This is a genomic window from Paragemmobacter ruber (genome assembly GCF_009908315.1).
Classification (GTDB): Bacteria; Pseudomonadota; Alphaproteobacteria; order Rhodobacterales; family Rhodobacteraceae; genus Paragemmobacter; species Paragemmobacter ruber.
On the sequence record NZ_JAAATW010000004.1, the window covers coordinates 40,734 to 63,671 of the forward strand.

Sequence of the window (22,938 nt, forward strand, 5' to 3'; positions counted from 1 at the left end):
GCGACCCGCGTCATTCTGCCCGTGCTGTCGCGGGGAAGCCTGATCGTTCTGGGCTTCCTGCTGGGCTTTCTGTTCAGCGGTCGCTGGGTGTTCTGATCTCCCCGCCCAAACATCCCAACCGCCCGGGCGCGGATCATCGCTGCTGTCGGATATGGGCGGTTGCGTGGCGGGAATGGATGGAGGTTTTCGCGCGCCCCGGCGCATATTCCGGCGGAGTGTTCGCTGGGCCGCAGACCGCAAGGCCCGCATCAGAATGGACTGTACCGATGCGCTATTCCGGCTTCCGTGTGATCGCCGAGGCCCTCACCGGCCACAAGGGATGGAAACCCGCATGGCGCGACCCAGAACCGCAATCTTCCTATGATTACATCATCATCGGCGGCGGCGGCCATGGTCTGGCCACGGCCTACTATCTGGCCAAGGAATTCAAACAGGCCCGCATCGCCGTGCTGGAAAAGGGCTATCTCGGCGGCGGCAATGTGGGGCGCAACACGACCATCATCCGCTCCAACTATCTGCTTGATGGGAACGAACCCTTCTACGAGTTTTCCCTGAAACTCTGGGAAGGTCTGGAACAAGACTTCAACTACAACGCCATGGTGTCCCAGCGCGGGATCATCAACCTGTACCACACCGATGCCCAGCGCGATGCCTATACCCGTCGCGGCAACGCCATGATCCTGCACGGGGCCGATGCGGAACTGCTGAACCGCGATCAGGTTCGCGCAATGTATCCCTTCCTAAATTTCGACAACGCCCGCTTCCCCATCAAGGGTGCGCTGATGCAGCGGCGCGGCGGCACCGTCCGCCACGACGCCGTGGCCTGGGGCTATGCGCGCGGCGCAGACCAGCGCGGCGTGGACCTGATCCAGAACTGCGAAGTCACGGGCATCCGCACGGAAGCAGGCCGCGCGACGGGCGTTGACACCACGCGCGGCTTCATCGGCGCGAAGAAGGTGGGCGTCGCCGTGGCGGGCAATTCGTCCAAGGTCATGAGCCATGTGAACATGCGCCTGCCCATCGAATCCCATGTGTTGCAGGCCTTCGTATCCGAAGGCCTCAAACCCCTCATCGACGGTGTCATGACCTATGGCGCAGGCCATTTCTACGTCAGCCAGTCCGACAAGGGCGGTCTTGTGTTCGGCGGCGATATCGACGGCTACAACTCCTACGCCCAGCGCGGCAACATGCCGGTGGTCGAAGACGTGGCCGAAGGCGGCATGTCCCTCATCCCCATGATCGGCCGCGCCCGCCTGCTGCGCTCATGGGGCGGGATCATGGACATGTCGATGGATGGCAGCCCCATCATCGACAAGACCGATATCGACGGCCTCTATTTCAACGGCGGCTGGTGCTATGGCGGCTTCAAGGCCACCCCCGCCTCCGGCTGGTGCTTCGCGCATCTCCTCGCCACCGATCAACCCCATCCCACCGCCACCGCCTATCGCTTTGATCGCTTCCGCAAGGGGCTGATGATCGACGAAAAAGGGCAGGGCGCGCAGCCCAACCTGCACTGAGGGCAAGCAGATGATCATCAACCACCCCCTCCTCGGCCCCCGCGACGCGCAGGAATTCACCTATCTTGGCGACGCCGCCCTGATCGACCGGCCCGATGGCATGGCCTTCCCTGACGCCACCGCCGCGCAGGACGCCTTCCACGATTACCTCTACCTGCGCGACAACCCCGCAGGCGAACACCGCGAGCTTTGGTTCCACGAACAGGGCGACCGGTCATGGCTCGTCGTCACCCGCAACACCGTGACGCATGAAATCACCAAGGTCGAATTCGCCCGCGATGTGGCCCGCAGCCGGGGGCGCAGCAAATGACGCAAGAAAACCGCATCAAGGGCGGCCAGATCGACCGCACGAAAACGCTCCGCTTCACCTTCGACGGCCACCCCTATACGGGCCATCCGGGTGACACGCTGGCCTCTGCCCTGCTGGCGAACGGCGTCCGCCTGATGGGGCGCAGCTTCAAATACCACCGCCCGCGCGGCCCGCTTTCGGCGGGGTCCGAAGAACCCAATGCCATCGTCGAACTGCGCACCGGCGCGCGGCAGGAACCCAACACCCGCGCCACCGTTGCGGAACTCTTCGACGGTCTGGAAGCCAACAGCCAGAACCGCTTCCCCTCGCTCAAATTCGATCTCATGGGGATCAACGACCGCCTGTCGCCCTTCTTCGCCGCAGGCTTCTACTACAAAACCTTCATGTGGCCCGCGGCCTTCTGGGAAAAGATCTACGAACCCATCATCCGCCGCGCCGCAGGCCTCGGCTCGCTGACCCGCGAAGAAGACCCCGATCAATACGACAAGGGCTTCCTCCACTGCGACATCCTCATCATCGGCGCTGGCCCCGCAGGCCTGATGGCCACCCTCACCGCCGCCCGCGCCGGCGCGCGCGTCATCCTTGCGGATGAAGATTTCCGCATGGGCGGCCGCCTCAACGCCGAAACCCTCACCGTCGGCAACCATTCCGGCGCCGACTGGGCCGAAGATACCGTCCGCACGCTGGCGCAGATGCCCAACGTCCGCCTCATGCCCCGCACCACCGTGCTGGGCGCGATGGACCACGGCATCTATTCCGCCGTCGAACGCGTCTCCGACCACCTCCCCATCCCGGCCCCCGGCAAGCCGCGCCAGATCCTCTGGCGCATCTATTCGGCCCACGCGATCCTCGCCGCAGGCGCCACCGAACGCCCCATCGCGTTCGAGAACAACGACCGCCCCGGCATCCTCCTCGCAGGAAGCTTGCGCACCTATGCCAACCGCTACGCCGTGGCCGTGGGCGACCGCGTCGCCGTCTTCACCAACAATGATGACGGCCTGCGCACCGCGACCGACCTGCAAGCCAAGGGCATCGACATCGCCGCCGTCATCGACACGCGGCAGGAAGGCGACCTCCTCCCCGGTATCCGCCACCTCAAAGGCGCGCAGGTGATCGACACGAAAGGCAAACTCGGCCTGAAATCCATCACCATCCGCCACGCGAACGGTCGTTCGGAAACCCTCTCCGTCAACGCCCTCGGCGTCTCGGGTGGCTGGAACCCGAACCTCAACATCGCCAGCCACCACCGCGGCCGCCCGGTCTGGAACGACGCGATCCACGCCTTCACGCCCCCCACCGGCGGCCCGAAGAACCTGACTGCCGCAGGGGCAGCCGCAGGCGCGCTTTCCACCCATGCCGCCCTGCAAACAGGCGCTGCCCAGGCCAATGCCGCGCTTGAAGCCTTGGGCCTCAAAACCCACACCCCCGACCTGCCAAAGGCCGAGGACGCCCCCCTCAACCTCACCCCCTTCTGGTATGTCGGCGAAGGCAAGGGGCGGGCCTGGATCGACCAGCAGAACGACGTCACCGTGAAGGATGTCAAACTGGCGAAACAGGAAAACTTCACCTCCGTCGAACACCTGAAACGCTACACCACGCTGGGCATGGCAACGGATCAGGGCAAGACCGGCAACATCCTCGGCCTTGCGATCATGGCCGAACTCACCGGCCGCTCCATCCCGCAGACCGGCACGACCATCTACCGCCCGCCCTACACCCCCGTCGCCATGGGTGCCCTCGCAGGTCGCTCGCGCGGGCCTGAATTCAAACCCACCCGCCTGACGCCCAGCCACAAATGGGCCGCCGAACAAGGCGCGATCTTCGTCGAGGTGGGCATGTGGCTCCGCGCCCAATGGTTCCCCAAGGCGGGTGAGACCACATGGCGCCAATCCGTGGACCGCGAGGTTCTGCAAACCCGCGCCTCCGTCGGCATCTGCGATGTCACCACCTTGGGCAAGATCGACATTCAGGGCTGCGACGCAGGCGCCTTCCTCGATCGCGTCTACGCCAACACCTTCTCCACCCTCCCCATCGGCAAGGTCCGCTACGGCCTGATGCTGCGCGAGGATGGCATCGTCATGGATGACGGCACCACCGCCCGCATGGGCGAAAACGAATGGGTGATGACGACAACCACCGCCAACGCCGTCCCGGTCTTCCGCCACCTCGAATATGTCCGCCAATGCCTCTATCCTGACATGGACGTGCAGCTCATCTCCACCACTGAGGCTTGGGCGCAATTCTCCGTCGCCGGTCCCAATGCACGCAAACTGCTGCAAAAGGTGGTGGATCAGGACATCTCCGATGCTGCCTTCCCCTACATGGCCTGCGGCAACATCACTGTCTGTGGCGGCCTGCGCGCGCGGCTCTTCCGCATCTCCTTCTCGGGCGAACTGGCCTATGAAATCGCCGTTCCCACCCGCTATGGCGATGCCCTGATCCGCGAGATGATGAAGGCAGGCGAAGAGTTCGGCGCCGTCGCCTATGGCACCGAATCCCTCGGCGTCATGCGCGTCGAAAAGGGTCACGTCGCGGGCAATGAACTCAACGGCCAGACCACCGCCCTCAACATGGGGCTGGGCAAGATGGTGTCGAAGAAGAAAGACAGCATCGGCATGGTCCTGTCGCAACGCGAAGGGCTGAACGCGGATGATGGCCTCCGCCTTGTCGGCGTCAAACCGGTGGACCCGTCAAAACCGCTCACCGCAGGTTCCCATTTCCTCGATATCGGCGCGGCCCCGGTGGCGGCCAACGATGGCGGCTGGCTCACCTCCGTCGTATATTCGCCCCACCTCAAATCCTCCATCGCGCTGGGCTATCTCAAGAACGGCACCGCCCGCATCGGCCAGAAGATGCGCGCCGTGAACCTGCTCGCCAAGACAGAGGTGGAGGTGGAAATCGTCTCGCCCCACTTCTTCGACCCGGAAGGAGACCGCCTCCGTGGCTGACCATCGCTTGCACCCGATCACGCCCCTCGGCCACGACACGCCCCACAGCGTGACCATCGGCCCCGTAACGATCACCGAAGTCACCGACACGGCGCTTGCCTCCCTCGCCGCCCGTCTGGGCGAGGGGAAGGCCGTGGCCGACATCGCGGATACCGCAGGCATCCCGCTTCCCGGCTCCGGCCACGCCGCGCAGGGCGCGACCTTCGCCGCCTTCTGGCTCTCGCCCGACATGTGGATGGTAGAGGCGCCCTTCGCCACGCATGAGGATATCGTGGCGATCCTGAAACCCCATTTCGGCGAAACCGCCTCCCTCACCGAACAGACCGACGCTTGGGCGCGCTTCGATGTGACGGCCCCCGACCTGCCCGCCATGTTCGAACGGCTCTGCAATTTCGACCTGCGCGCGCATGGCCCCGGCGCGGCCACCCGGACGGTGATCGAACATCTGGGCTGCTACGTCGTGATCCGCGCGCCGGGCCATCTGTCGGTGCTCGGCCCCCGCTCTTCGGCGGCCTCGCTCTTCCACGCTCTGGAAACCGCCGCGCGCTCGGCCTTCTAGGCTGGCAACCCGTCCCGCGGTTCATTTCCCTGCCGCATGGCCACAGGGCGCGGCCCAACATGCCGCGCCGCCGTTTGCAGACGGCCTTGCCGACTTGTCCAATGCGCTTTTTTCCCTATAGTAAAAAACCATTCGTATATGTTCACTATGGGGGAAGTGATGGAAGATCTCGACACCGCGTCCGAAGCCGCGTCCGACGCTGCTCTCCCCCGCTCCAAACCGGTGTTCAGCCAGGATCCCCACCGCGTCCGCGAACTGGCCGAACGCAATCTGGAAATGGCCATCGGCCGCTCCGTCCGCGCCTTCCGCCGCCAGCAGGGCATGACCGTGGCCGATCTCGCTTCGGTGACCGGTCTTTCGATCGGGATGCTGTCCAAGATCGAGAACGGCATCACTTCGCCCTCGCTCACCACCCTGCAGATCCTGTCACACGCCTTTTCTACCCCCATCACCTCCTTCTTCCGGGGCTATGAAGAACGGCGCGAGGTTCAGCACGTCAAGGCAGGCGAACATCTCGAAATCGAACGCCGCGGCACCCGCGCCGGGCATCAGTATCACCTCCTGGGTCATATCGGATCGAACAGTTCCGGCGTGGTGGTGGAACCCTACATCATCACCCTGACCACCGAGTCCGACACCTTCCCCGCCTTCCAGCATGACGGGATCGAGCTTCTCTTCATGCTCGAAGGCGAAGTCACCTATCGCCATGGCGACAGCCTCTTCCACCTCGAACCCGGCGACAGCCTGTTCTTCGATGCCGATGCGCCGCATGGGCCGGAAGTGCTCGTGAAACTCCCCGCCCGCTATCTGTCGATCATCAGCTACCCGCAGGCCTGAAAGTCGCCCGTAATCGAACCGGCACTGCCTCGGCATGCCGGGCATTGCCCATTTTTTACACGTTCCAAAGAAATTCATTGCCCAGCAGTTAAAAAAGTTTCTTGCCAGTTGAGCGGCGACACCTTCGATGCTAGCTTCCTCTCAAGCAGACGAAGCAGAGGAGTCGACGCCATGTGCGGAATCGTCGGTCTTTTCCTGAAAGACCCCAAGCTGGAACCGCAACTCGGTGCCATGCTCACCGACATGCTCATCACCATGACGGACCGCGGCCCCGACAGCGCCGGGATCGCCATCTATGGCCGCCCCGAAAAGGGCAAGGCCAAGCTGACCGTGCAATCCGCCAACCCGGATGCCGATTTTGCGACCTTGGCCGATGATCTGGGCAAGGCCATCGCGGGCAAGGTGACCGGCGTGGTCAAGGACACCCACATGGTCCTCGAACTGCCCGAGGATCGGCTGGAAGCCGCACGCCATGCCATGCGCGATCTGCGCCCCAAGGCAAAGGTCATGTCGGCGGGCGAAGGCATTGAAATCTACAAGGAAGTCGGCCTTCCCAAAGATGTTGCCGCGCGCTTCGAAGTCTCGCGCATGTCCGGCACCCATGGCATCGGCCACACCCGCATGGCCACCGAATCCGCCGTCACCACCATGGGCGCACACCCCTTCTCCACCGGCGCGGACCAGTGCCTCGTGCACAACGGCTCGCTCTCCAACCACAACTCCGTCCGCCGCGTGCTGCGTCAGGCGGGCATGACGTTCGAGACGGAAAACGACACCGAAGTCGCCGCCGCCTTCATCAGCCACAAGCTGCAAGAAGGCGCCAAACTGGGCGAGGCGATGGAGGCCACGCTGACCGACCTCGACGGTTTCTTCACCTTCGTCGTCGGCACAAAAAACGGCTTTGGCGTTGTCCGCGATCCGATCGCCTGCAAACCCGCCGTCATGGCCGAAACCGATCAATACGTGGCCTTCGGCTCCGAATACCGCGCGATGGTCAACCTGCCGGGCATCGACAACGCCCGCGTCTGGGAACCCGAACCCGCCACTGTCTATTTCTGGGAACGCTGAGAACCATGCAGACATTCGATCTCGCCGCCCAAGGGCTGCGCGCGCTGAACTCCACGCTCCATGGCCTCAAGGGCCAGACGAACCAGACCGCCTGGGAAATCATCAACCCAAAAGGCGCACATGCCATCGCCGTGGGCCTTGATGCCCCCGTCGATGTCACCGTGCGCGGCTCCACCGGGTATTACTGCGCCGGGATGAACAAACAGGCGACCGTCCGCGTGAAGGGCTCTGCCGGCCCGGGCGTGGCGGAAAACATGATGTCCGGCACCGTCATCATCGACGGCGACGCCAGCCAATATGCAGGCGCCACCGGGCGCGGCGGCCTTCTCGTCATCAAGGGCAACGCCTCCTCGCGCTGCGGGATTTCGATGAAGGGCATCGACATCGTGGTCCATGGCAGTATCGGCCACATGTCCGCCTTCATGGCCCAGTCGGGCAACATGGTCGTCCTCGGCGATGCGGGCGAAGCGCTGGGCGACAGCCTCTATGAGGCGCGCCTTTTCGTGCGCGGCTCGGTCAAATCCCTCGGCGCCGACTGCATCGAAAAAGAAATGCGCCCCGAACACCTCGCCCTGCTGGCCGATCTGCTGAAACGCGGCGAGGCCGACCATCTGGCGAAACCCGAGGAATTCAAACGCTACGGTTCCGCCCGCAAGCTTTACACCTTCAATATCGACAACGCATCGTCCTACTGAGGCCGCAAGAAGAATGTCCGATTTTCCCCGTACGCCGCCCAAGCAGTCGTGGACCTTCTCCAACGACATCAACGCCGAAATCCGCCGCGCCGCCGCCACCGGCATCTATGACATCCGCGGCGGTGGATCGAAGCGCAAGCTGCCGCATTTCGACGACCTCCTGTTCCTCGGGGCCTCGATCTCGCGCTACCCGCTGGAAGGGTATCGTGAAAGATGCGCGACCGACGTCTGGCTCGGCACCCGCTATGCCAAGAATCCGATCCACCTCGACATTCCCATCACCATCGCGGGCATGTCCTTCGGCGCCCTTTCCGGCCCCGCGAAGGAAGCCTTGGGTCGCGGCGCCTCGGCCGCTGGCACCTCCACCACCACCGGCGATGGCGGCATGACGGAAGAGGAACGCGGTCACTCCAAAACCCTCGTCTACCAATACCTGCCGTCGCGTTACGGCATGAACCCCGACGACCTGCGCCGCGCCGACGCGATCGAGGTCGTGGTGGGGCAGGGGGCCAAGCCCGGCGGCGGCGGCATGCTCCTCGGCCAAAAAATCTCTGACCGCGTCGCCCAGATGCGCAACCTGCCCAAAGGCATCGACCAGCGTTCCGCCTGCCGCCACCCGGATTGGACTGGGCCGGACGATCTTGAAATCAAGATCCTCGAACTGCGCGAAATCACCGATTGGGAAAAGCCGATCTATGTAAAGGTCGGCGGCGCGCGCCCCTATTACGACACCGCCCTTGCGGTGAAGGCCGGGGCGGATGTGGTGGTGCTCGATGGGATGCAGGGCGGCACCGCCGCCACACAGGACGTCTTCATCGAAAACGTCGGCATGCCCATCCTCGCCTGCATCCCGCAGGCCGTGAAGGCGCTGCAAGACCTTGGCATGCACCGCAAGGTGCAACTCATCGTATCGGGCGGCATCCGCACCGGGGCCGATGTGGCCAAGGCCATGGCGCTGGGCGCCGATGCCGTTGCCATCGGCACCGCCGCCCTCATCGCGCTGGGTGACAACGACCCTGCCTATGAGGCGGAATACAACAAGCTTGGCACCACCGCAGGCGCCTATGACGACTGGCACGAAGGCAAGGATCCGGCCGGCATCACCACGCAGGACCCCGAACTCTTCAAGCGTTTCGACCCCATTCTCGGCGGCCGCCGCCTGAAGAACTACCTCAAGGTGATGACGCTGGAAGCGCAGACCATCGCCCGCGCCTGCGGCAAGAACCACCTCCACAACCTCGAACCCGAAGACCTCTGCGCCCTCTCCATCGAAGCCGCCGCCATGGCCGGCGTCCCGCTGGCGGGCACCAATTGGATACCGGGCCGCAACGGCGGTTTCTGACAACAACGGCACAAAGCCGATCTGAATAAGGACAGGGAGCTAGACATGGCCAAAGACCTCGCCAAATGGGCCAAGGACAAGGGCGTCAAATACTTCATGATCTCCTACACCGATCTTTTCGGTGGTCAGCGCGCGAAACTCGTGCCGACGCAGGCGATCAATGACATGGCCGAGGAAGGGGCAGGTTTCGCAGGCTTCGCCACCTGGCTCGACCTCACCCCCGCCCATCCGGACCTGATGGCCGTGCCGGACCCCGACTCGGTCATTCAACTGCCGTGGAAGAAGGACGTGGCCTGGGTTGCCGCCCGCGCCACGATGGAAGGCGCGCTGGTCGATCAGGCCCCGCGCAACGTGCTCGAAAAGCTGATCGCCGAAGCCGCCAAGGAAGGCCTGCGCGTCAAGACGGGGGTGGAGCCTGAATTCTTCATCCTCAACGCCGAAGGCACCGCCGCGTCAGACATCTACGACACCGCGGAAAAGCCCTGCTACGATCAGCAGGCCGTCATGCGCCGCTACGACGTGATCTCCGAGATCTGCGATTACATGCTCGAAATGGGGTGGGAACCCTACCAGAACGACCATGAAGACGCGATCGGCCAGTTCGAGATGAACTGGAAATACGACGACGCCCTGCAAACCGCCGACAAACACAGCTTCTTCAAGTTCATGGTGAAGTCGGTGTCGGAAAAGCACGGCTTCCGCGCCACCTTCATGCCGAAACCCTTCAAGGGCCTCACCGGCTCGGGCTGCCATGCCCATATCTCGGTCTGGTCGCTGGACGGCAAGAAGAACGCCTTCTCCGACCCGTCGAAGGAACTGTCGCTGTCGGATCAGGGCCGCAACTTCCTCGGCGGGATCATGAAACACGCCTCGGCGCTGGCCGCGATCTGCAACCCGACGGTGAACAGCTACAAGCGCATCAACGCGCCCCGCACCTCGTCCGGCGCGACATGGGCCCCCAATACGGTGACATGGACGGGCAACAACCGCACGCACATGGTCCGCGTCCCCGGCCCCGGCCGGTTCGAACTGCGCCTGCCCGATGGCGCGGCCAACCCCTACCTCCTGCAGGCCGTCATCATCGCAGCTGGCCTTGATGGCGTCCGCACAAAGGCCGATCCCGGTCGTCGCTACGACATCGACATGTATCAGCAGGGCCATACCGTGAAGGGCGCGCCGAAGCTGCCGCTGAACCTGCTCGATGCGCTGCGCGAATACGACAAGGACAAGACGCTGAAAGCGATGATGGGCGAGGAATTCTCCTCTGCCTACCTCAAGCTCAAGACGCAGGAATGGAACAGCTACGTCTCTCACTTCTCCCGCTGGGAGCATGAGAACACGCTGGATATCTGACGCCCGCGCCGCATCCGTGTCATCCATCCCCGCCGGAGCAATCCGGCGGGTTTCTTTTTGCCGCCCGATGCGCTATATGGACTAGCCTAGCTAGGGTAATCCGATGCAATACAACATCCACGCCGCAAAGACCCAACTGTCGCGCCTGATCGAATCCGCCCTTGCCGGCGAAGACGTCGTCATCGCCCGCGACTCGCAGCCCGTCGTCCGTCTGGTTCCGATCCCGCAATGCGGCTTTCACCTCGGCCTGCTTGCAGGGCAACTCGGGACGCCGCCCGACTTCCTCGCCCCCCTTTCCCCCGAAGAACTCGACGGGTGGGAGCCCCGCGATTGACCGCCATCCTCCTCGACACCCATGCATGGGTCTGGTCCCTGTCGGGTGACGAAAACCTCTCCCCCCGCGCCCGCGCCCTGATCACGGGCGCAACCTCGGTTCAGGTCAGCCCCATCACCTTCTTTGAAATCGGCCAGAAAGTGCGCCTCGGCAAATGGCCCGAGATGGAGCGTCATGTCCACGACCTCTCCGCCATTCTCAACCGTCAGGGTGGCAGTCCCGCCCCCCTGACGCCCGACATCTGCCTGCGTGCCGCGACCATGCCATGGGATCACCGCGATCCCTTCGACCGCATCCTCGCCGCGACCTGCGAAGTCACGGGCCTTCTCCTGATCTCCAAAGACCCCGCCTTTGCAACCCTGCCGGACCTTCCCTGTTTCTGGTGACTTGCCGGAAGTCCCCGATGAAATTATACAACGTATAATTAAATCGGAACCTCCCCATGCTTCCCACCACCGGCCCCACCACCGGCCACGTCTTCATCGCCACCAGCCTCGATGGCTTCATCGCTCGCCCCGACGGCAGCCTCGACTGGCTGCTCTCGCGCGATGACCCGACCGAAGACCATGGCTATGACGCCTTCATCGCCGGAATGGATTGCATCGTCATGGGGCGCGGCAGCTTCGAGACGATCCTGCAGTTCGCCCACTGGCCCTACACGCTTCCGGTCCTTGTCCTGTCCCGCAGCCTGCGCTCCATCCCCGACCACCTGCAAGGCAAAGTCACCCTCGCCAACCTCTCCCCAAACCGGGCGATGGACCACCTCGCCGCCCAAGGCCACCGCCGCGCCTATATCGACGGCGGCCAGATCATCCAATCCTTCCTCCGCGACGGCCTGATCGACACCCTGACGATCTCCACCGTCCCCGTCCTTCTGGGCCAAGGCCGCCCCCTCTTCGGCACCCTCCCCGCCGACATCGCGCTGACCCATGAGGCGACCACGGCCTTCCCCTCCGGCCTCGTCCAATCCACATGGCGCATCGCATGACCGCAGGCCGCCCCACCACCCCGCGCCTGACGCAGGACGCGATCCTGACCGAAGCCCTCGCCCTCCTCGACCAATCCGAAACCGCCCTGACAATCCGCGCCCTGGCGGCACGGATGAACGTCACCCCCATGGCGATCCAGCACCATATCGGCACCCGCGACGCCCTGATCCACAGCCTTGCCGACCGCACCTACAGGGGCGTCACGGGCACCACGATCCGTGAACTCCTGACCGCCTACACCGCCACCATCCGCCGCCACCCAACCCTGACGCTCGCCCTCTTCCGCATCCCCGGCCCCCTACCGATAGGGGCGCAGCGCATCACCGACACGCTCGACGCGCTGCTCCGCCAGACCCTCCCCGAAGCCAAGGCCAAACTCTGGCGCGACATCCTCATCGACTGGGCGCATGGCATGGCTCTGGCGCAGGCCCCCGAAGACCCGCGCCCCGCGCTGGACGCCCTGCTGGGCGCCCTCAGCCCCGGATGTAATGCACGCCCGTGAACCGCGCCCGCATCTCGCGCACCCGCGCGGCCACGGCCCCCGGATCATTGCCCCGCAGCCCCTCGGCAATCAGCGCCGCCAGCGCCGGCGCATCCGCCACTGTCACCCCCCGGCGCACCAGCTCTGGCGTCCCGATCCGCAACCCGTTCAGATCGCCCTCCACCGCGGCAATCGGCAGCCCGATTCCGCAGGCCAGAAACCCCGCCTTCCGCAAGGTCTTGCTCGCCGCCTGACCGCCCCCGAACGCCGCCGCTTCCACCGCAAACTGATGGCTCGTCGTCATCCCCCGGTCGGCAGCAAAGACCGGCAGCCCCAACGCCGCCAACTCCCCCGCCAGCGCCCGCGCCAGATCCACCATCGCCTGCGCATAGGCCCGGCCATGCACCCGCCAGTCCAGAAGCGAAATCGCCAGAGCCGCCGACTTCGCCGCATCGAAATTGGCCGTCATCCCCGGAAAGGCGATCCGGTCCAGCCGCTCGGCAATCCCGGCATCCCGCGTCACGATCAACCCGCCCGCAGGCCCGCCAAGGCTCTTGTAGGTGCTCATCGTCATCAGATGCGCCCCCTCATCCAACGGGTTCGCCCAGACACCCCCGGCGATGATCCCGCATTGATGCGCCGCATCGAACAGGACCCATGCCCCCACCTCATCCGCGATCGCCCGCACCTCGCGCACCGGATGGGGAAACAGGTTCAACGATCCGCCGATGGTGATGATCTTCGGCCGTACCCGCAACGCCATCTCGCGCAGCGCGCCAAGGTCCACCGTATAGCCATCTGCATTGACCGGCGCGTCATGCGTCACCAACCTGTAAAGCCCCGCGCAGCCCGCCTTGTGATGCGTCACATGCCCGCCCACCGCTGGGGGCGGCGCGATGATCGTATCCCCCGCCTGCGCCAGCGCCATGAAGCCATACAGGTTCGCCATCGCCCCCGACGCGCACCTGATCTCGGCGAACGAGGCGCCGAACACCTCTGCCGCCAGTTCCGCCGCGATGACCTCGATCTCCTCGATCGCCTCCAGCCCCATCTCGTACTTGTCGCCCGGATAGCCCAGCGATGGCCGCGATCCCAACCCCCGCGCCAGCGCCGCCTCTGCCCGCGGGTTCATCACATTGGTTGCGGGGTTCAGGTTGAAACACTCCCGGTCGTGGATATCGCTGTTCCAGGCCATCAGCGCCTCCAACCGCGCCTCCACCGCCTCGGCCGTCCCGGCAGCGGCCTGCGCGGCCAGCGTCATCACATGATCCTCGCAGGCGGCAGGCACCCAGCCGCGGCGTTCAAGATGGGTCATCGGCGGAAACTCCTCTGTTGCCCGCCCATCCGACCACCATCCCCCCTTGCCCGCAAATCAGAAATGCGGAAATCTAGGCTCAGAAAATCTAAGTCTTGCGATGCCCGTCTCCCCACCCCGCCCCAAGGACCTCCCCCTCACCGCGCTGCGCGCGTTCGAAGCTGCCGCCCGCCTCAACGGCTTTGCCGCCGCCGCGCAGGAACTGGGCGTCACTCCCGGTGCGGTGACAGCCCACATCAAGCAACTGGAAGCCACCCTCGGCGCGCCCCTCTTCACTCGCACCCCGCGTGGCGTCCGCCTCACCACCTTGGGCCAGCAGGCGCTGCCGCACTTCACGCAGGCCTTCGACGCGCTTGGTCAGGCCGTCAACGATCTCCGCGCTGCCGCAGCCCCGCGCATCGTTCATATCGCCACGCTGCCCGCCATCGCCCAACTCTGGCTCTCCCCCCGCCTGCCTGCCCTGCGCGCGGCCGCGCCCGACATCACGGTTTCCATCACCGCCCTCGAAATCCCGCCCAACCTCAAGCGCAGCCCCTACGACCTCTCGCTCTTCTACTCGGACGCCGCCGAAGGACGCCTGACCCAAGACACCCTCTTCCCTGTCTGCGCCCCCTCCCTCGCGGCCCGCCTGAAAACCCCGCAGGACATCGCGCACCATCCCTGCCTGTCAGATGCGACATGGTCCGACGACTGGCAGCTCTGGGCGCAAACCCTGCCCGACCCGCCGCACATCCCCCAAGGCCCCACCTTCTCGCTCTATGCGCTGGCGGTCGAGGAATGCGTGAACGGCGCAGGGCTTCTCATCGGCCACGAAACCCTGATCGCCAATCACCTGAAGGACGGTCGCCTGATCGCCCCCTTCCCGCAGCGCCTCACCCTTCCCACAGGCCTCCGCCTCTGGTCCGACCGCCCCCTTCGCCCCGGAACGGCGGCGCGCTTCGTGGCCGACTGGCTTCGCCGCAATCCGATCGGATAACGCCCTTGGCTTCCCCGCCGCCGCCCGCTACCCATCGCTGATGGATCCTGAAAAACCCCGCACGATCATCGGCATCGCCCTCATGCTGGGCGCCATGGCGGTGCTGCCCTTCCTCGATGTCGTGGCAAAGATGCTGGGCAATCAGGGGATGCCCATCCTGCAAATCGTCTGGGCCCGCATGGCGTTCTCGGCACTCCTCACACTGCCCTTCACCCTGCGCCACGGCGGCATTCCGGCCATCCGCCCCGATCGCCCGGCCTACCACACGCTGCGCGCCGCCCTCCTCATCGCGGCGACCTTCCTTTTCTTCTCGGCGCTGAAATACCTGCCCATCGCCGACGCCTTGGCGATCTTCTTCGTTCAGCCCCTGATCCTCACCGCCATCTCGCCCATCCTGCTGAACGAAAAGGTCGGCCCCCGCCGCTGGGCCGCCGTGGCTGTGGGCTTTGTGGGCACCCTTATCATCATCCGCCCCGGCTTCACCGACCTGAACCCCGGCACGCTCCTCGCCCTCGGCGCGGGCGCCTCCCTCGCCGTCTATTTCGCCATGACCCGCCGCATCGCGGGCAGCGCCCCCGCCATGGTCACCACCTTCCACACCAGCCTGATGGGTGCGATCCTCACCACCCTCGCCGTGATCCCCCTCTGGGACCCCCCGACCGCCGCGCAATGGGGCCTCCTCTTCCTGATCGGCTGTTTCGCGACCGTGGGCCATTTCCTGATCGTGCGCGCCTACGACCATGCCGAGGCATCGCTCCTCGCGCCCCTCGCCTATACCGAAATCATCATGGCCACCCTCGCGGGTTGGTGGTTTTTCGGCGACTTCCCCGATGGCTGGACGTTCTTCGGTGTCGCCATCCTGATCGCCTGCGCTACCTATATCTCGATCCGCGAACGAAAGGCGGCCCTCAAGGCAATTGCGCCACGGGCCTGACCCGGGGCCCCACCGCATGTGAATAGGTCCCGCGTCACGCCCGGGAAGGGGCCGCGCAGCAGCCTCAGATCAGGCCCAGATCCCGCGCCACGATCACCGCCTGCGTGCGGTTCGATGCCGTCAGCTTCTTGCAGATGCTGGTCACATGCATCTTGATCGTGGGTTCCGCCAGCTTCAGATCGTTGGCGATTTCCTTGTTCTGCTTGCCTTCTGCCAGATAGGACAGGACCATCATCTCCTTGTCTGACAGGCGCCCGTTCTTGGTCGTCCGGCCCGCGTTATGCCGATCCCGCACCAGCTCCAGCGGCATATAATGCTCGCCCGCATGCATGAAACGGATGGCATTGGCCAGCGACCGCACCCCGGTCGTCTTCAGCACGATGCCGGACGATCCGGCATTCATGATCTCGTCCAGCATGCGCGGCGTGGGGTTCCCGGTAATGATGGCCACCGGCTTGCCCGCGTTCAGCTTGATCGCCCGGCGCAAACCCGCCACGCCATTCATGCCCGGCATGTTCAGGTCCAGCAGGACCACGTCATAGGGCCCCTCCGCGCTGATCCGCTCCACCGCCTCGTCCAGCGTTTTCGCCGTTGTCACCGCCATGTCCGAGGCCGAAGACAGGTACATCGCAAAGACATCCAGCACCATTTCATGGTCGTCAGCGATCAAAATGCGAATCTTATCTGCCGCCATACCGTTCAACGCGCTCATTTGACTGCCTTGCTCCATTCCTTCGCCCACACACACATTCCTTGGGCCATCTAAACAAACAGTTACGGTTCAAGGGCCTGCATCACCCAGACCTAACGATACGACGTTTACGCGATAAAACAATCATACACAGGCCCCGGCCCGACTAACTTCACCACGTCCCATACTTTCGGATGGGAATGCATCCGTAATTGGAATCGTGAATCCAGGGCGTTGCGCTATCCTGTCCGCCAAGAAGTTCCGGTTTGGGAGAGTGTGATGATCCTGTCCTTCGCAAGACGCCGCATCGCGGCGGTTTCGGCTGTTCTGCTCATGACCATCGGCCAGCCCGTCGCCGCCGAAATCGCCACCCCGACCGATGAGGTGATCCTCACGGTCAACGGCGCCGTTTCAACGACAAATAGCGCCGATGGCGCAGAATTCGACATGGCCATGCTGCAGGCGCTGCCCGCCTCTGGCTTTGACACCACCACGACCTGGACGGAAGGCATGACCCGCTTCGACGGGGTGCCGCTCAAGGTGCTGCTGGACGCGGTGGGTGCCAAGGGCGCCACGGTCACCGCCACGGCGCTGAACAACTACAGCGTCGAAATCCCCTTCGACGTGATCGAGGATCAGGTCCCCATCATCGCCTACCACATCAACGGCGAACCCTTCTCGCGGCGGGACAAGGGCCCGCTCTGGATCGTCTTTCCCTATGATGCCGGTCCAGACTATCAGACCGAACTGGTCTATGGCTGGAGCATCTGGCAATTGTCGGGGCTGACGGTCAACGAATGAACCGTGGCGCTGCGCCCATGCGGGGCGCCGCGCCGTCAGCGACAGCAAGGCCGGTGCCCCGGATCCGTGAATGAGCCAGTTCTTTGACGAAGTCTTGCAGGAAAGCCGTATCGCCCGCGCCGCGGTGCGGATTCGGCAGGTCGTGCTTGCGCTCGTCATTCTGGTCACGCTGGCGGTGATGGCCAATGTCTTCCTCCAGATCGACCACGAACTGGAACGCTCCTCCTCGGTCAATTCCGACAACGCCACCTGGACCATGGCCCAGGTCGAGGTGGACACGCTGAAACTGCAACGCGCCATCCTCGTCGCGATGGATCGCCCGGGCGATCCGCAGGCGCTCGATGATCTGCGTCTGGCCTTCGATATCTTCTACAGCCGCTTCAACGTGCTGGCGCAATCCGGCCGTCTCGAAGGCCTGCCGATCAACAATTCGCTGCGCAGCGCGCTCTGGGCCGACGGCGCGTTCTTCGACCGTGTTACCCCCCTCATGGATGGCGATGATGCCGCGCTCGCCACGGCCCTGCCCGCGATCCGGGATGAGATGAACGGCGTCGCCGAACAGGTCCGCACCGATGTCGTGCAATCGCTGCAGGCCCTCCTGGCCAGCGGCGATGCCCGGCGCGGCGAACTGCGCCGGTCGCTGCAGATCTTCGCCGCCTCCGCGCTCGGCCTGCTCGCCCTGATGGCCGCGCTTTCGGTGGTCATCGTCCAGCAGAACCGCGCCCAGGCCCGGCGCGCCCAAACCACCGTGCGCGCCGTCCACAACCTGCGCGCCGTCATCGAAAGCTCGCTCGACGCCCTCGTGATCTGCGATGCGCTGGGCCGCATCACCGATTGCAACGGTGCTGCAGAAGGCCTGTTCGGCCGCCGCAGGGACGAATTCAGCGGCCTCAATCTCGGCGACATGCTGTCGAAAGAGGGCCTTGAAGACCCCTTCGCCACCCTGCGCACCCAGTTCCGGGATGGCGCGGCCGATCTTCAGGATGGCCGCCTGCAGATGATCGGCCACCGTCGCGATGCCACCACCCTGCCGATCGAGGTCGCCCTCGCCGAAGCCATGAGCGCGGATGGCGCCCCCATGTTCATCGCCTTCATCCGTGACATTTCGGAACGGATCGAACGCGAGGAAAGCCTGCGCAAGGCCCGCAACGACGCGCTCAAGGGCGAAGAGGCCAAGGCCCGCTTCCTCGCCGTCATGAGCCACGAGATGCGCACCCCCCTCAACGGCCTCATCGCCGCGACGGAACTGCTGCAAACCTCCACCGATCTCGACAAACGGCAAGCGTGGCTGTCCGACATCGTGCTGTCCTGCGGCACGGCGGCCCTGGATCAGGTCAACAACGTGCTGGAACTCACCCGCCTCGGCGCCAATCGCACGGGCGGCGATCAGGTGACGGATTTCTCGCCCGTGCAGGTGGTCCGCGATCTGGTGACCCAGCACCTTCCCCATGCGGGAAAGCGCGGCAACCGGCTGGTCTTCGAAGAACCCGCCGATCCGATCCCGCGCGTCACCGCCTCGCAGCATCTGTTCCTGCGCGCGCTCTACAACCTGCTCGGCAACGCGATCAAGTTCACCGATGCGGGGTCAATCACCGTTTCGCTGCGGGCCGACACGCTGGAAGACGGGCGCCGCCTGCACCTGGCGGTGGACATCACCGACACCGGGATCGGGATCGCGGAACAGGATCTCGAACGCATATTCCATAACTTCGAAACCCTCGATTCCTCCTTCGCGCGCATGCGCGATGGCACCGGGCTGGGCCTTGGCATCGCCAAACTGTCCGCCGAGGCGATGGGTGGCGCGATCCGCGTCGTCTCCACCCTCGGCAAGGGCAGCACCTTCACCCTTGACGTCACCCTTCCGGTCGCGGTCGAAGCCACCCGCCCCAGCGCCGCCACCCCGCCCACATCCGATCAAGAGGCCCCCGCGCTGCACATCCTCGTGGTCGAGGACAACCCGATCAACAGCCTGCTCCTGAGCGAGATGCTCCGCCTGCGCGGCCATACGGTCAGCAATGCCGTCGATGGTGTCGAAGCGGTCGAGAAGGCGGAAACCACCGCCTATGACATGATCCTCACCGATATCTCCATGCCGCGCATGGATGGCATCGAAGCCACCCGCCGCATCCGCGCCCATGGTGCCTGCCGGACCGTGCCGATCATCGGTGTCACCGCCAACGCCATTCCCGAACGGATGCCCGAATTCCTCTCTGCCGGCATGACGGACGTGCTGGCCAAGCCCGTCACGCGCAGCGCGCTCATGGCGGTCATCGCCACCCATGCCCGGGGTGCCGCGCCTGCGCAGGCCATCCCCGCCGCGCCCCCCGCAGCAGAACCCGCCATCCTCAATCTCGATGTCCTGCGCGAAGCACAGCGCGAAATGGGTGCCGAATTCGTGGATCGCATCGCCAGCCGCCTTCTGAACGAGGCGGACGCCCTGATGATCGAGCTTGAGGAACTGGGTCTGAAGGCCGCCTTCGATCAGGCCGCCAAAGCCGCCCACAAATCTGCGGGTGCTGCGGCCTCGATCGGGCTTGCCGGTCTGCATGCCGCACTCCTGCGCTATGAAACCGCCGCCCAGGCGGGGGATGCCCCCGCCGCCGCCACGGCACTCACCGCCGCGCGCAAGGTGCTTCTGCGCACGGTCCTCGATCTGCGCGACAATGGCGTTACGCTGAACGCCGGTCCCGCCCTCGCGCTGTAGCGCCGCCTCAACGGCCGCCATCCGATCCATCGCCCAGACCCTTCATCGCCGCAAACTGCGCCGACAGATCCATCGCCACGCCCTTCCCCTTTGCGGGTGCCGCAGCGGGCTCCTCTCCCGTCAGCAGCGCGGCAAAGGCCGCGCCGGGATCGGCCAACACCCCTTGCGCCTTGCCGCGCTTCGGTGCCTTCGCCGGGGCCGCCGACCCTTGGGCAGACGCGGGCGCTGCCAGCGCGGCAAAGGCCGCAGCGGGATCGCTCAACGCCGCACCCGGTTCCGCTGCGGGCGATGCAGGCGCAGCCTCCGGCGCCGCAGCGGGTTCCTCACCCGTCAGCAGCGCGGCAAAAGCCGCGCCGGGATCGGCCAACACCCCTTGTGCCTTGCCGCGCTTTGCGGGTGCCTTCACCGGGGCGGCAGCCTCGTCCGCGGCCAGCGCGGCCAAGGCCGCGGCGGGATCGCTCAACACCGCACCCGGTTCCGCTGCGGGCGATGCGGGCGCAGCCTCGGGCGCCGCAGCGGGTTCCTCGCCCTTCAGCAGCGCGGCAAAGGCCGCGCCGGGATCGGCCAGCACCCCTTGCGCCTTGCCGCGCTTGGCGGGTGCCTTCGCCGGGGCAGCAGCCCCGGGCGCGGCCAGCGCGGCCAAGGCTGCGGCGGGATCGCTCAACGCCGCACCCGGTTCCGCTGCGGGCGGTGCGGGCGCAGCCTCGGGCGCCGCAGCGGGTTCCTCTCCCGTCAGCAGCGCGGCAAAGGCCGCACCGGGATCGGCCAGCACCCCTTGCGCCTTGCCGCGCTTGGCAAGCGCCTTCGCCGCGCCAGAGGCCGCCGCGAAGACGGGCGCCTCGCCCTCAGAAACCGCCCCCGCCTTGGCGCTCTCTGCCATCGGCGCCCATTGATCCCAATCCGCCCCCGGATCGGCCGACGCCATCCCCGGCACCTCGCCCGGATCCAGCCGGGCGGCCGTATCTTCCCAATCCAGCGCTGCAAAGGTCGCGGCCGGGTCCGGCAGCACGACCCCAGGCACAGGAACAGTCTCAGGCGCAGTTTCGGGCTCGGGTGCAGGCTCGGATGCGGGGGCAGGGGGCGGCGCGGGGGTCTCTTCCTGCGCCGACAGCATCCGCGCCACGTCATCAAGGTTGATCGACATCATCACCCCCTTCGACAGGGGCTTCGGCGCCTTCACCACCGGCACCACCACCGGCTCCGGCTCGGGGTCTGGCGCGGGCGGCGGCAACACCAGCACCGGATCAGGCGCATCCAGCGCCCGGCGCATCACGGCAATCCGCGCCGCCAGCAGCGCGCGCCGCCGCAATCCCGCAGGCTCGCGGGCGGCATACTCGCTCAGCCGTACCACGGCAGCCGCCGATGGCAGATCGGCAACCGCCTTGACCAAGGCCTTGCTCACCGTCTCCAGCGCTGATCGCTTTCGCCGCACGCCCATGTTCCGCCCCAGTTGGCACGCCCCTTGCACATCCCGCGCCAGAAAGGCCGGGCCGCCCGGCGCAGAAGGATCAAGGTCAATGACGGTCAGTTTCGCGGAATCGATAGGCCTGCACGCCCAATCCCTGATGCTGCGCGAAAAACGCGGCGAAATCCTTGCCTCCAACATCGCCAACGCGGCCACCCCGAACTTCAAGGCCCGCGACTTCGACTTCGAGGCCGAACTTTCCCGCGCCAATGGCGGGTTCGACCTTGCCCGCACGGCGCCCGGCCATCTGGGCGGCGGCTTCGCCGATGCAGGCCTTGGCTATCGCGTGCCCCTCAACGCCTCGCTTGACGGCAACACCGTCGAACTGCCCGTCGAACAGATGGAGTTCGCCGAAAACACCCTGCGCTACCAGACCAGCCTGCAACTGCTGAACCGCCGCATCTCGGGTCTGATGACCGCGATCAAAGGGGAGTGATCATGACGGATATCCGCAACGTCTTTGATGTGGGCGCCCGCGCCATGGCCGCGCAGATGGTGCGCATGAACACCGTGGCCTCCAACCTCGCCAACGCCTCCACCGTCGCCACCACGCCCGAGGATGCCTTCCGCGCCCTCCGACCGGTGTTCGAAACCGAATACGCAAAGGCCAATTCCGGCCTCTCCACCGCCACCGTCGAAAGCGTCGTCATGCTGGACCGTCAGCCGGAAAAGCAGTTCCGACCCGATCACCCCTCCGCCGATGCCGAAGGTTTCGTCTACGCCGCCGCCGTGAACACCGAAGAAGAGATGGTGGAAATGGTGGAAGCCAGCCGCCAGTACCAGAACACGCTGGAAACCATGACGACACTCCGCGCGCTCATGGCACGAACCCTGCAGATGGGCCAGTAAGCCCCGCCCCCATGGCCTGCCCGGACTGCCCCCGAAAGGACCGCGATGATCACCTTCAACACCACCGTTCCCGCCGCCACCAGCACCGCCAACGCCACGGCCGCCTCCAGCAATGCGGCCACCGCGAACGCGCTCGGCCAGCAGGATTTCCTCACCCTCATGCTCGCCCAGCTCAAGAACCAGGATCCCATGCAGCCCATGGAAAACGGCGAATTCCTCGCCCAGCTTGCCCAGTTCTCCACCGTCAGCGGGATCGAGAAGGTGAACGACACGCTCGAAAGCCTCGGCGACGGGATGCGCGATTTCCGCATCTCCACCGCCGCCAACCTTCTGGGGCATGAGGTGCTGGTCCCCGGCAACATCGCCCGCGCGGGCAAGGACGGCACCATCAACGGCGTCGTCGATCTGCCAAAGGCCGCAAGCTCCGTCACCGTCAGCTATTCCGACGCCACGACCGGCACGCTTCTGCACACCGAAAGCTATGCCGCGCAATCGGCGGGGCTCATGGGCTTCTCCTGGGCGGGCCTGCCGCCCGCCATGGTGGAAAACCGCAGCCCTGTCCGCGTCACCGTATCGGCCACCACCGATACCGGCACCGCACAGGTCGGGCCTTCCGTCTTTGCCAAGGTGCTGTCGGCCCGCAACGGCGCCGACGGGGCCGACCTGACCCTTCAGATCGAAGATTACGGCGCGCTCAACGCGCTCGAAGTCGAAGCCTTCCGCTGATCCGCCCCCAACCACCGTCCCCCAAACACGTCCCCAAGATACGA

Annotated in this window: 23 protein-coding genes; 20 read left to right on the plus strand and 3 right to left on the minus strand. The window is 65.4% G+C overall.

The genetic code is table 11. From position 1 onward, the window contains the following. Positions 1–266 precede the first annotated feature (266 nt). The 13 genes from GU920_RS16215 to GU920_RS16275 all read left to right on the plus strand — a co-directional run bounded on the left by GU920_RS16215 (position 267) and on the right by GU920_RS16275 (position 12,454). Positions 267–1,517 (plus strand): sarcosine oxidase subunit beta family protein, encoded by a 1,251-nt coding sequence (locus tag GU920_RS16215; protein WP_161768167.1) that lies wholly within the window; start codon positions 267–269, stop codon positions 1,515–1,517. A gap of 10 nt (positions 1,518–1,527) precedes the next feature. After that, the gene (locus GU920_RS16220; protein WP_161768168.1) at positions 1,528–1,827 is read left to right on the plus strand and encodes a sarcosine oxidase subunit delta; all 300 of its coding nucleotides are present in this window, start codon (positions 1,528–1,530) and stop codon (positions 1,825–1,827) included. Next, entirely contained in the window at positions 1,824–4,775 is a 2,952-nt protein-coding gene (locus GU920_RS16225) for a sarcosine oxidase subunit alpha family protein (protein WP_161768169.1), read from the plus strand. Before GU920_RS16220 ends, GU920_RS16225 begins: the two co-directional genes overlap by 4 nt. Further along, a complete protein-coding gene (locus GU920_RS16230; protein WP_161768170.1) occupies positions 4,768–5,334 on the plus strand; it encodes a sarcosine oxidase subunit gamma in 567 nt (188 codons plus the stop codon). Before GU920_RS16225 ends, GU920_RS16230 begins: the two co-directional genes overlap by 8 nt. Before the next feature lie 276 nt (positions 5,335–5,610). Then, positions 5,611–6,171: a helix-turn-helix domain-containing protein gene (locus tag GU920_RS16235; protein ID WP_235933370.1), complete on the plus strand. Its 561-nt coding sequence runs from the start codon at positions 5,611–5,613 to the stop codon at positions 6,169–6,171. A 171-nt stretch (positions 6,172–6,342) separates the two neighbouring features. After that, a complete protein-coding gene (locus GU920_RS16240) occupies positions 6,343–7,239 on the plus strand; it encodes a class II glutamine amidotransferase (RefSeq protein WP_161768172.1) in 897 nt (298 codons plus the stop codon). Between the two features lie 5 nt (positions 7,240–7,244). After that, positions 7,245–7,934, plus strand: coding sequence for a GltB/FmdC/FwdC-like GXGXG domain-containing protein (locus tag GU920_RS16245; RefSeq protein ID WP_161768173.1), 690 nt, complete (start codon positions 7,245–7,247; stop codon positions 7,932–7,934). A gap of 13 nt (positions 7,935–7,947) precedes the next feature. Next, the gene (locus GU920_RS16250) at positions 7,948–9,276 is read left to right on the plus strand and encodes an FMN-binding glutamate synthase family protein (protein WP_161768174.1); all 1,329 of its coding nucleotides are present in this window, start codon (positions 7,948–7,950) and stop codon (positions 9,274–9,276) included. Between the two features lie 45 nt (positions 9,277–9,321). Further along, positions 9,322–10,629: a type III glutamate--ammonia ligase gene (gene glnT, locus GU920_RS16255; protein WP_161768175.1), complete on the plus strand. Its 1,308-nt coding sequence runs from the start codon at positions 9,322–9,324 to the stop codon at positions 10,627–10,629. 103 nt (positions 10,630–10,732) lie between these two features. Continuing rightward, positions 10,733–10,963: a type II toxin-antitoxin system Phd/YefM family antitoxin gene (locus tag GU920_RS16260; RefSeq protein ID WP_161768176.1), complete on the plus strand. Its 231-nt coding sequence runs from the start codon at positions 10,733–10,735 to the stop codon at positions 10,961–10,963. Then, on the plus strand, positions 10,960–11,349 hold the full coding sequence (locus GU920_RS16265; protein WP_161768177.1) for a type II toxin-antitoxin system VapC family toxin: 390 nt from the start codon (positions 10,960–10,962) through the stop codon (positions 11,347–11,349). Before GU920_RS16260 ends, GU920_RS16265 begins: the two co-directional genes overlap by 4 nt. Positions 11,350–11,405: 56 nt before the next feature. Beyond that, positions 11,406–11,951 carry a dihydrofolate reductase family protein gene (locus GU920_RS16270; RefSeq protein ID WP_161768178.1) on the plus strand — a complete coding sequence of 182 codons (546 nt, stop codon included), beginning with the start codon at positions 11,406–11,408 and terminating at the stop codon, positions 11,949–11,951. Continuing rightward, the gene (locus tag GU920_RS16275; RefSeq protein ID WP_161768179.1) at positions 11,948–12,454 is read left to right on the plus strand and encodes a TetR/AcrR family transcriptional regulator; all 507 of its coding nucleotides are present in this window, start codon (positions 11,948–11,950) and stop codon (positions 12,452–12,454) included. Before GU920_RS16270 ends, GU920_RS16275 begins: the two co-directional genes overlap by 4 nt. Here the strand turns inward: GU920_RS16275 and GU920_RS16280 are convergent. After that, on the minus strand, positions 12,426–13,748 hold the full coding sequence (locus tag GU920_RS16280) for a serine hydroxymethyltransferase (protein ID WP_161768180.1): 1,323 nt from the start codon (positions 13,746–13,748) through the stop codon (positions 12,426–12,428). The genes GU920_RS16275 and GU920_RS16280 overlap by 29 nt on opposite strands. A gap of 100 nt (positions 13,749–13,848) precedes the next feature. Here GU920_RS16280 and GU920_RS16285 point away from each other — a divergent pair, with 100 nt between their 5' ends. Continuing rightward, the gene (locus GU920_RS16285) at positions 13,849–14,724 is read left to right on the plus strand and encodes a LysR family transcriptional regulator (protein WP_161768181.1); all 876 of its coding nucleotides are present in this window, start codon (positions 13,849–13,851) and stop codon (positions 14,722–14,724) included. 40 nt (positions 14,725–14,764) lie between these two features. Beyond that, entirely contained in the window at positions 14,765–15,658 is an 894-nt protein-coding gene (locus GU920_RS16290; protein WP_161768182.1) for a DMT family transporter, read from the plus strand. Between the two features lie 64 nt (positions 15,659–15,722). Here GU920_RS16290 and GU920_RS16295 read toward each other — a convergent pair whose 3' ends face one another. Further along, entirely contained in the window at positions 15,723–16,370 is a 648-nt protein-coding gene (locus GU920_RS16295; RefSeq protein WP_394351571.1) for a response regulator transcription factor, read from the minus strand. A 258-nt stretch (positions 16,371–16,628) separates the two neighbouring features. On the opposite strand from GU920_RS16295, the gene GU920_RS16300 reads away from it, so the two are divergent. Together GU920_RS16300 and GU920_RS16305 are read left to right on the plus strand one after the other, a co-directional pair. Next, positions 16,629–17,150, plus strand: a complete 522-nt coding sequence (locus GU920_RS16300; RefSeq protein ID WP_161768184.1) for a molybdopterin-dependent oxidoreductase — start codon at positions 16,629–16,631, stop codon at positions 17,148–17,150. Positions 17,151–17,220: 70 nt separating this feature from the next. Beyond that, the gene (locus tag GU920_RS16305; RefSeq protein ID WP_161768185.1) at positions 17,221–19,854 is read left to right on the plus strand and encodes a response regulator; all 2,634 of its coding nucleotides are present in this window, start codon (positions 17,221–17,223) and stop codon (positions 19,852–19,854) included. Between the two features lie 7 nt (positions 19,855–19,861). Here GU920_RS16305 and GU920_RS16310 read toward each other — a convergent pair whose 3' ends face one another. Continuing rightward, positions 19,862–21,292, minus strand: coding sequence for a hypothetical protein (locus tag GU920_RS16310; protein WP_161768186.1), 1,431 nt, complete (start codon positions 21,290–21,292; stop codon positions 19,862–19,864). A gap of 79 nt (positions 21,293–21,371) precedes the next feature. Here GU920_RS16310 and flgB point away from each other — a divergent pair, with 79 nt between their 5' ends. Genes flgB through GU920_RS16325 form a run of 3 tightly spaced genes read left to right on the plus strand, consistent with a single transcriptional unit; the run spans position 21,372 to position 22,894 of the window. Then, positions 21,372–21,755, plus strand: coding sequence for a flagellar basal body rod protein FlgB (gene flgB, locus GU920_RS16315; RefSeq protein ID WP_161768187.1), 384 nt, complete (start codon positions 21,372–21,374; stop codon positions 21,753–21,755). Positions 21,756–21,757: 2 nt separating this feature from the next. Further along, a complete protein-coding gene (gene flgC, locus GU920_RS16320; protein WP_161768188.1) occupies positions 21,758–22,168 on the plus strand; it encodes a flagellar basal body rod protein FlgC in 411 nt (136 codons plus the stop codon). A 45-nt stretch (positions 22,169–22,213) separates the two neighbouring features. Then, a complete protein-coding gene (locus GU920_RS16325; RefSeq protein ID WP_161768189.1) occupies positions 22,214–22,894 on the plus strand; it encodes a flagellar hook assembly protein FlgD in 681 nt (226 codons plus the stop codon). Positions 22,895–22,938 lie beyond the last annotated feature (44 nt).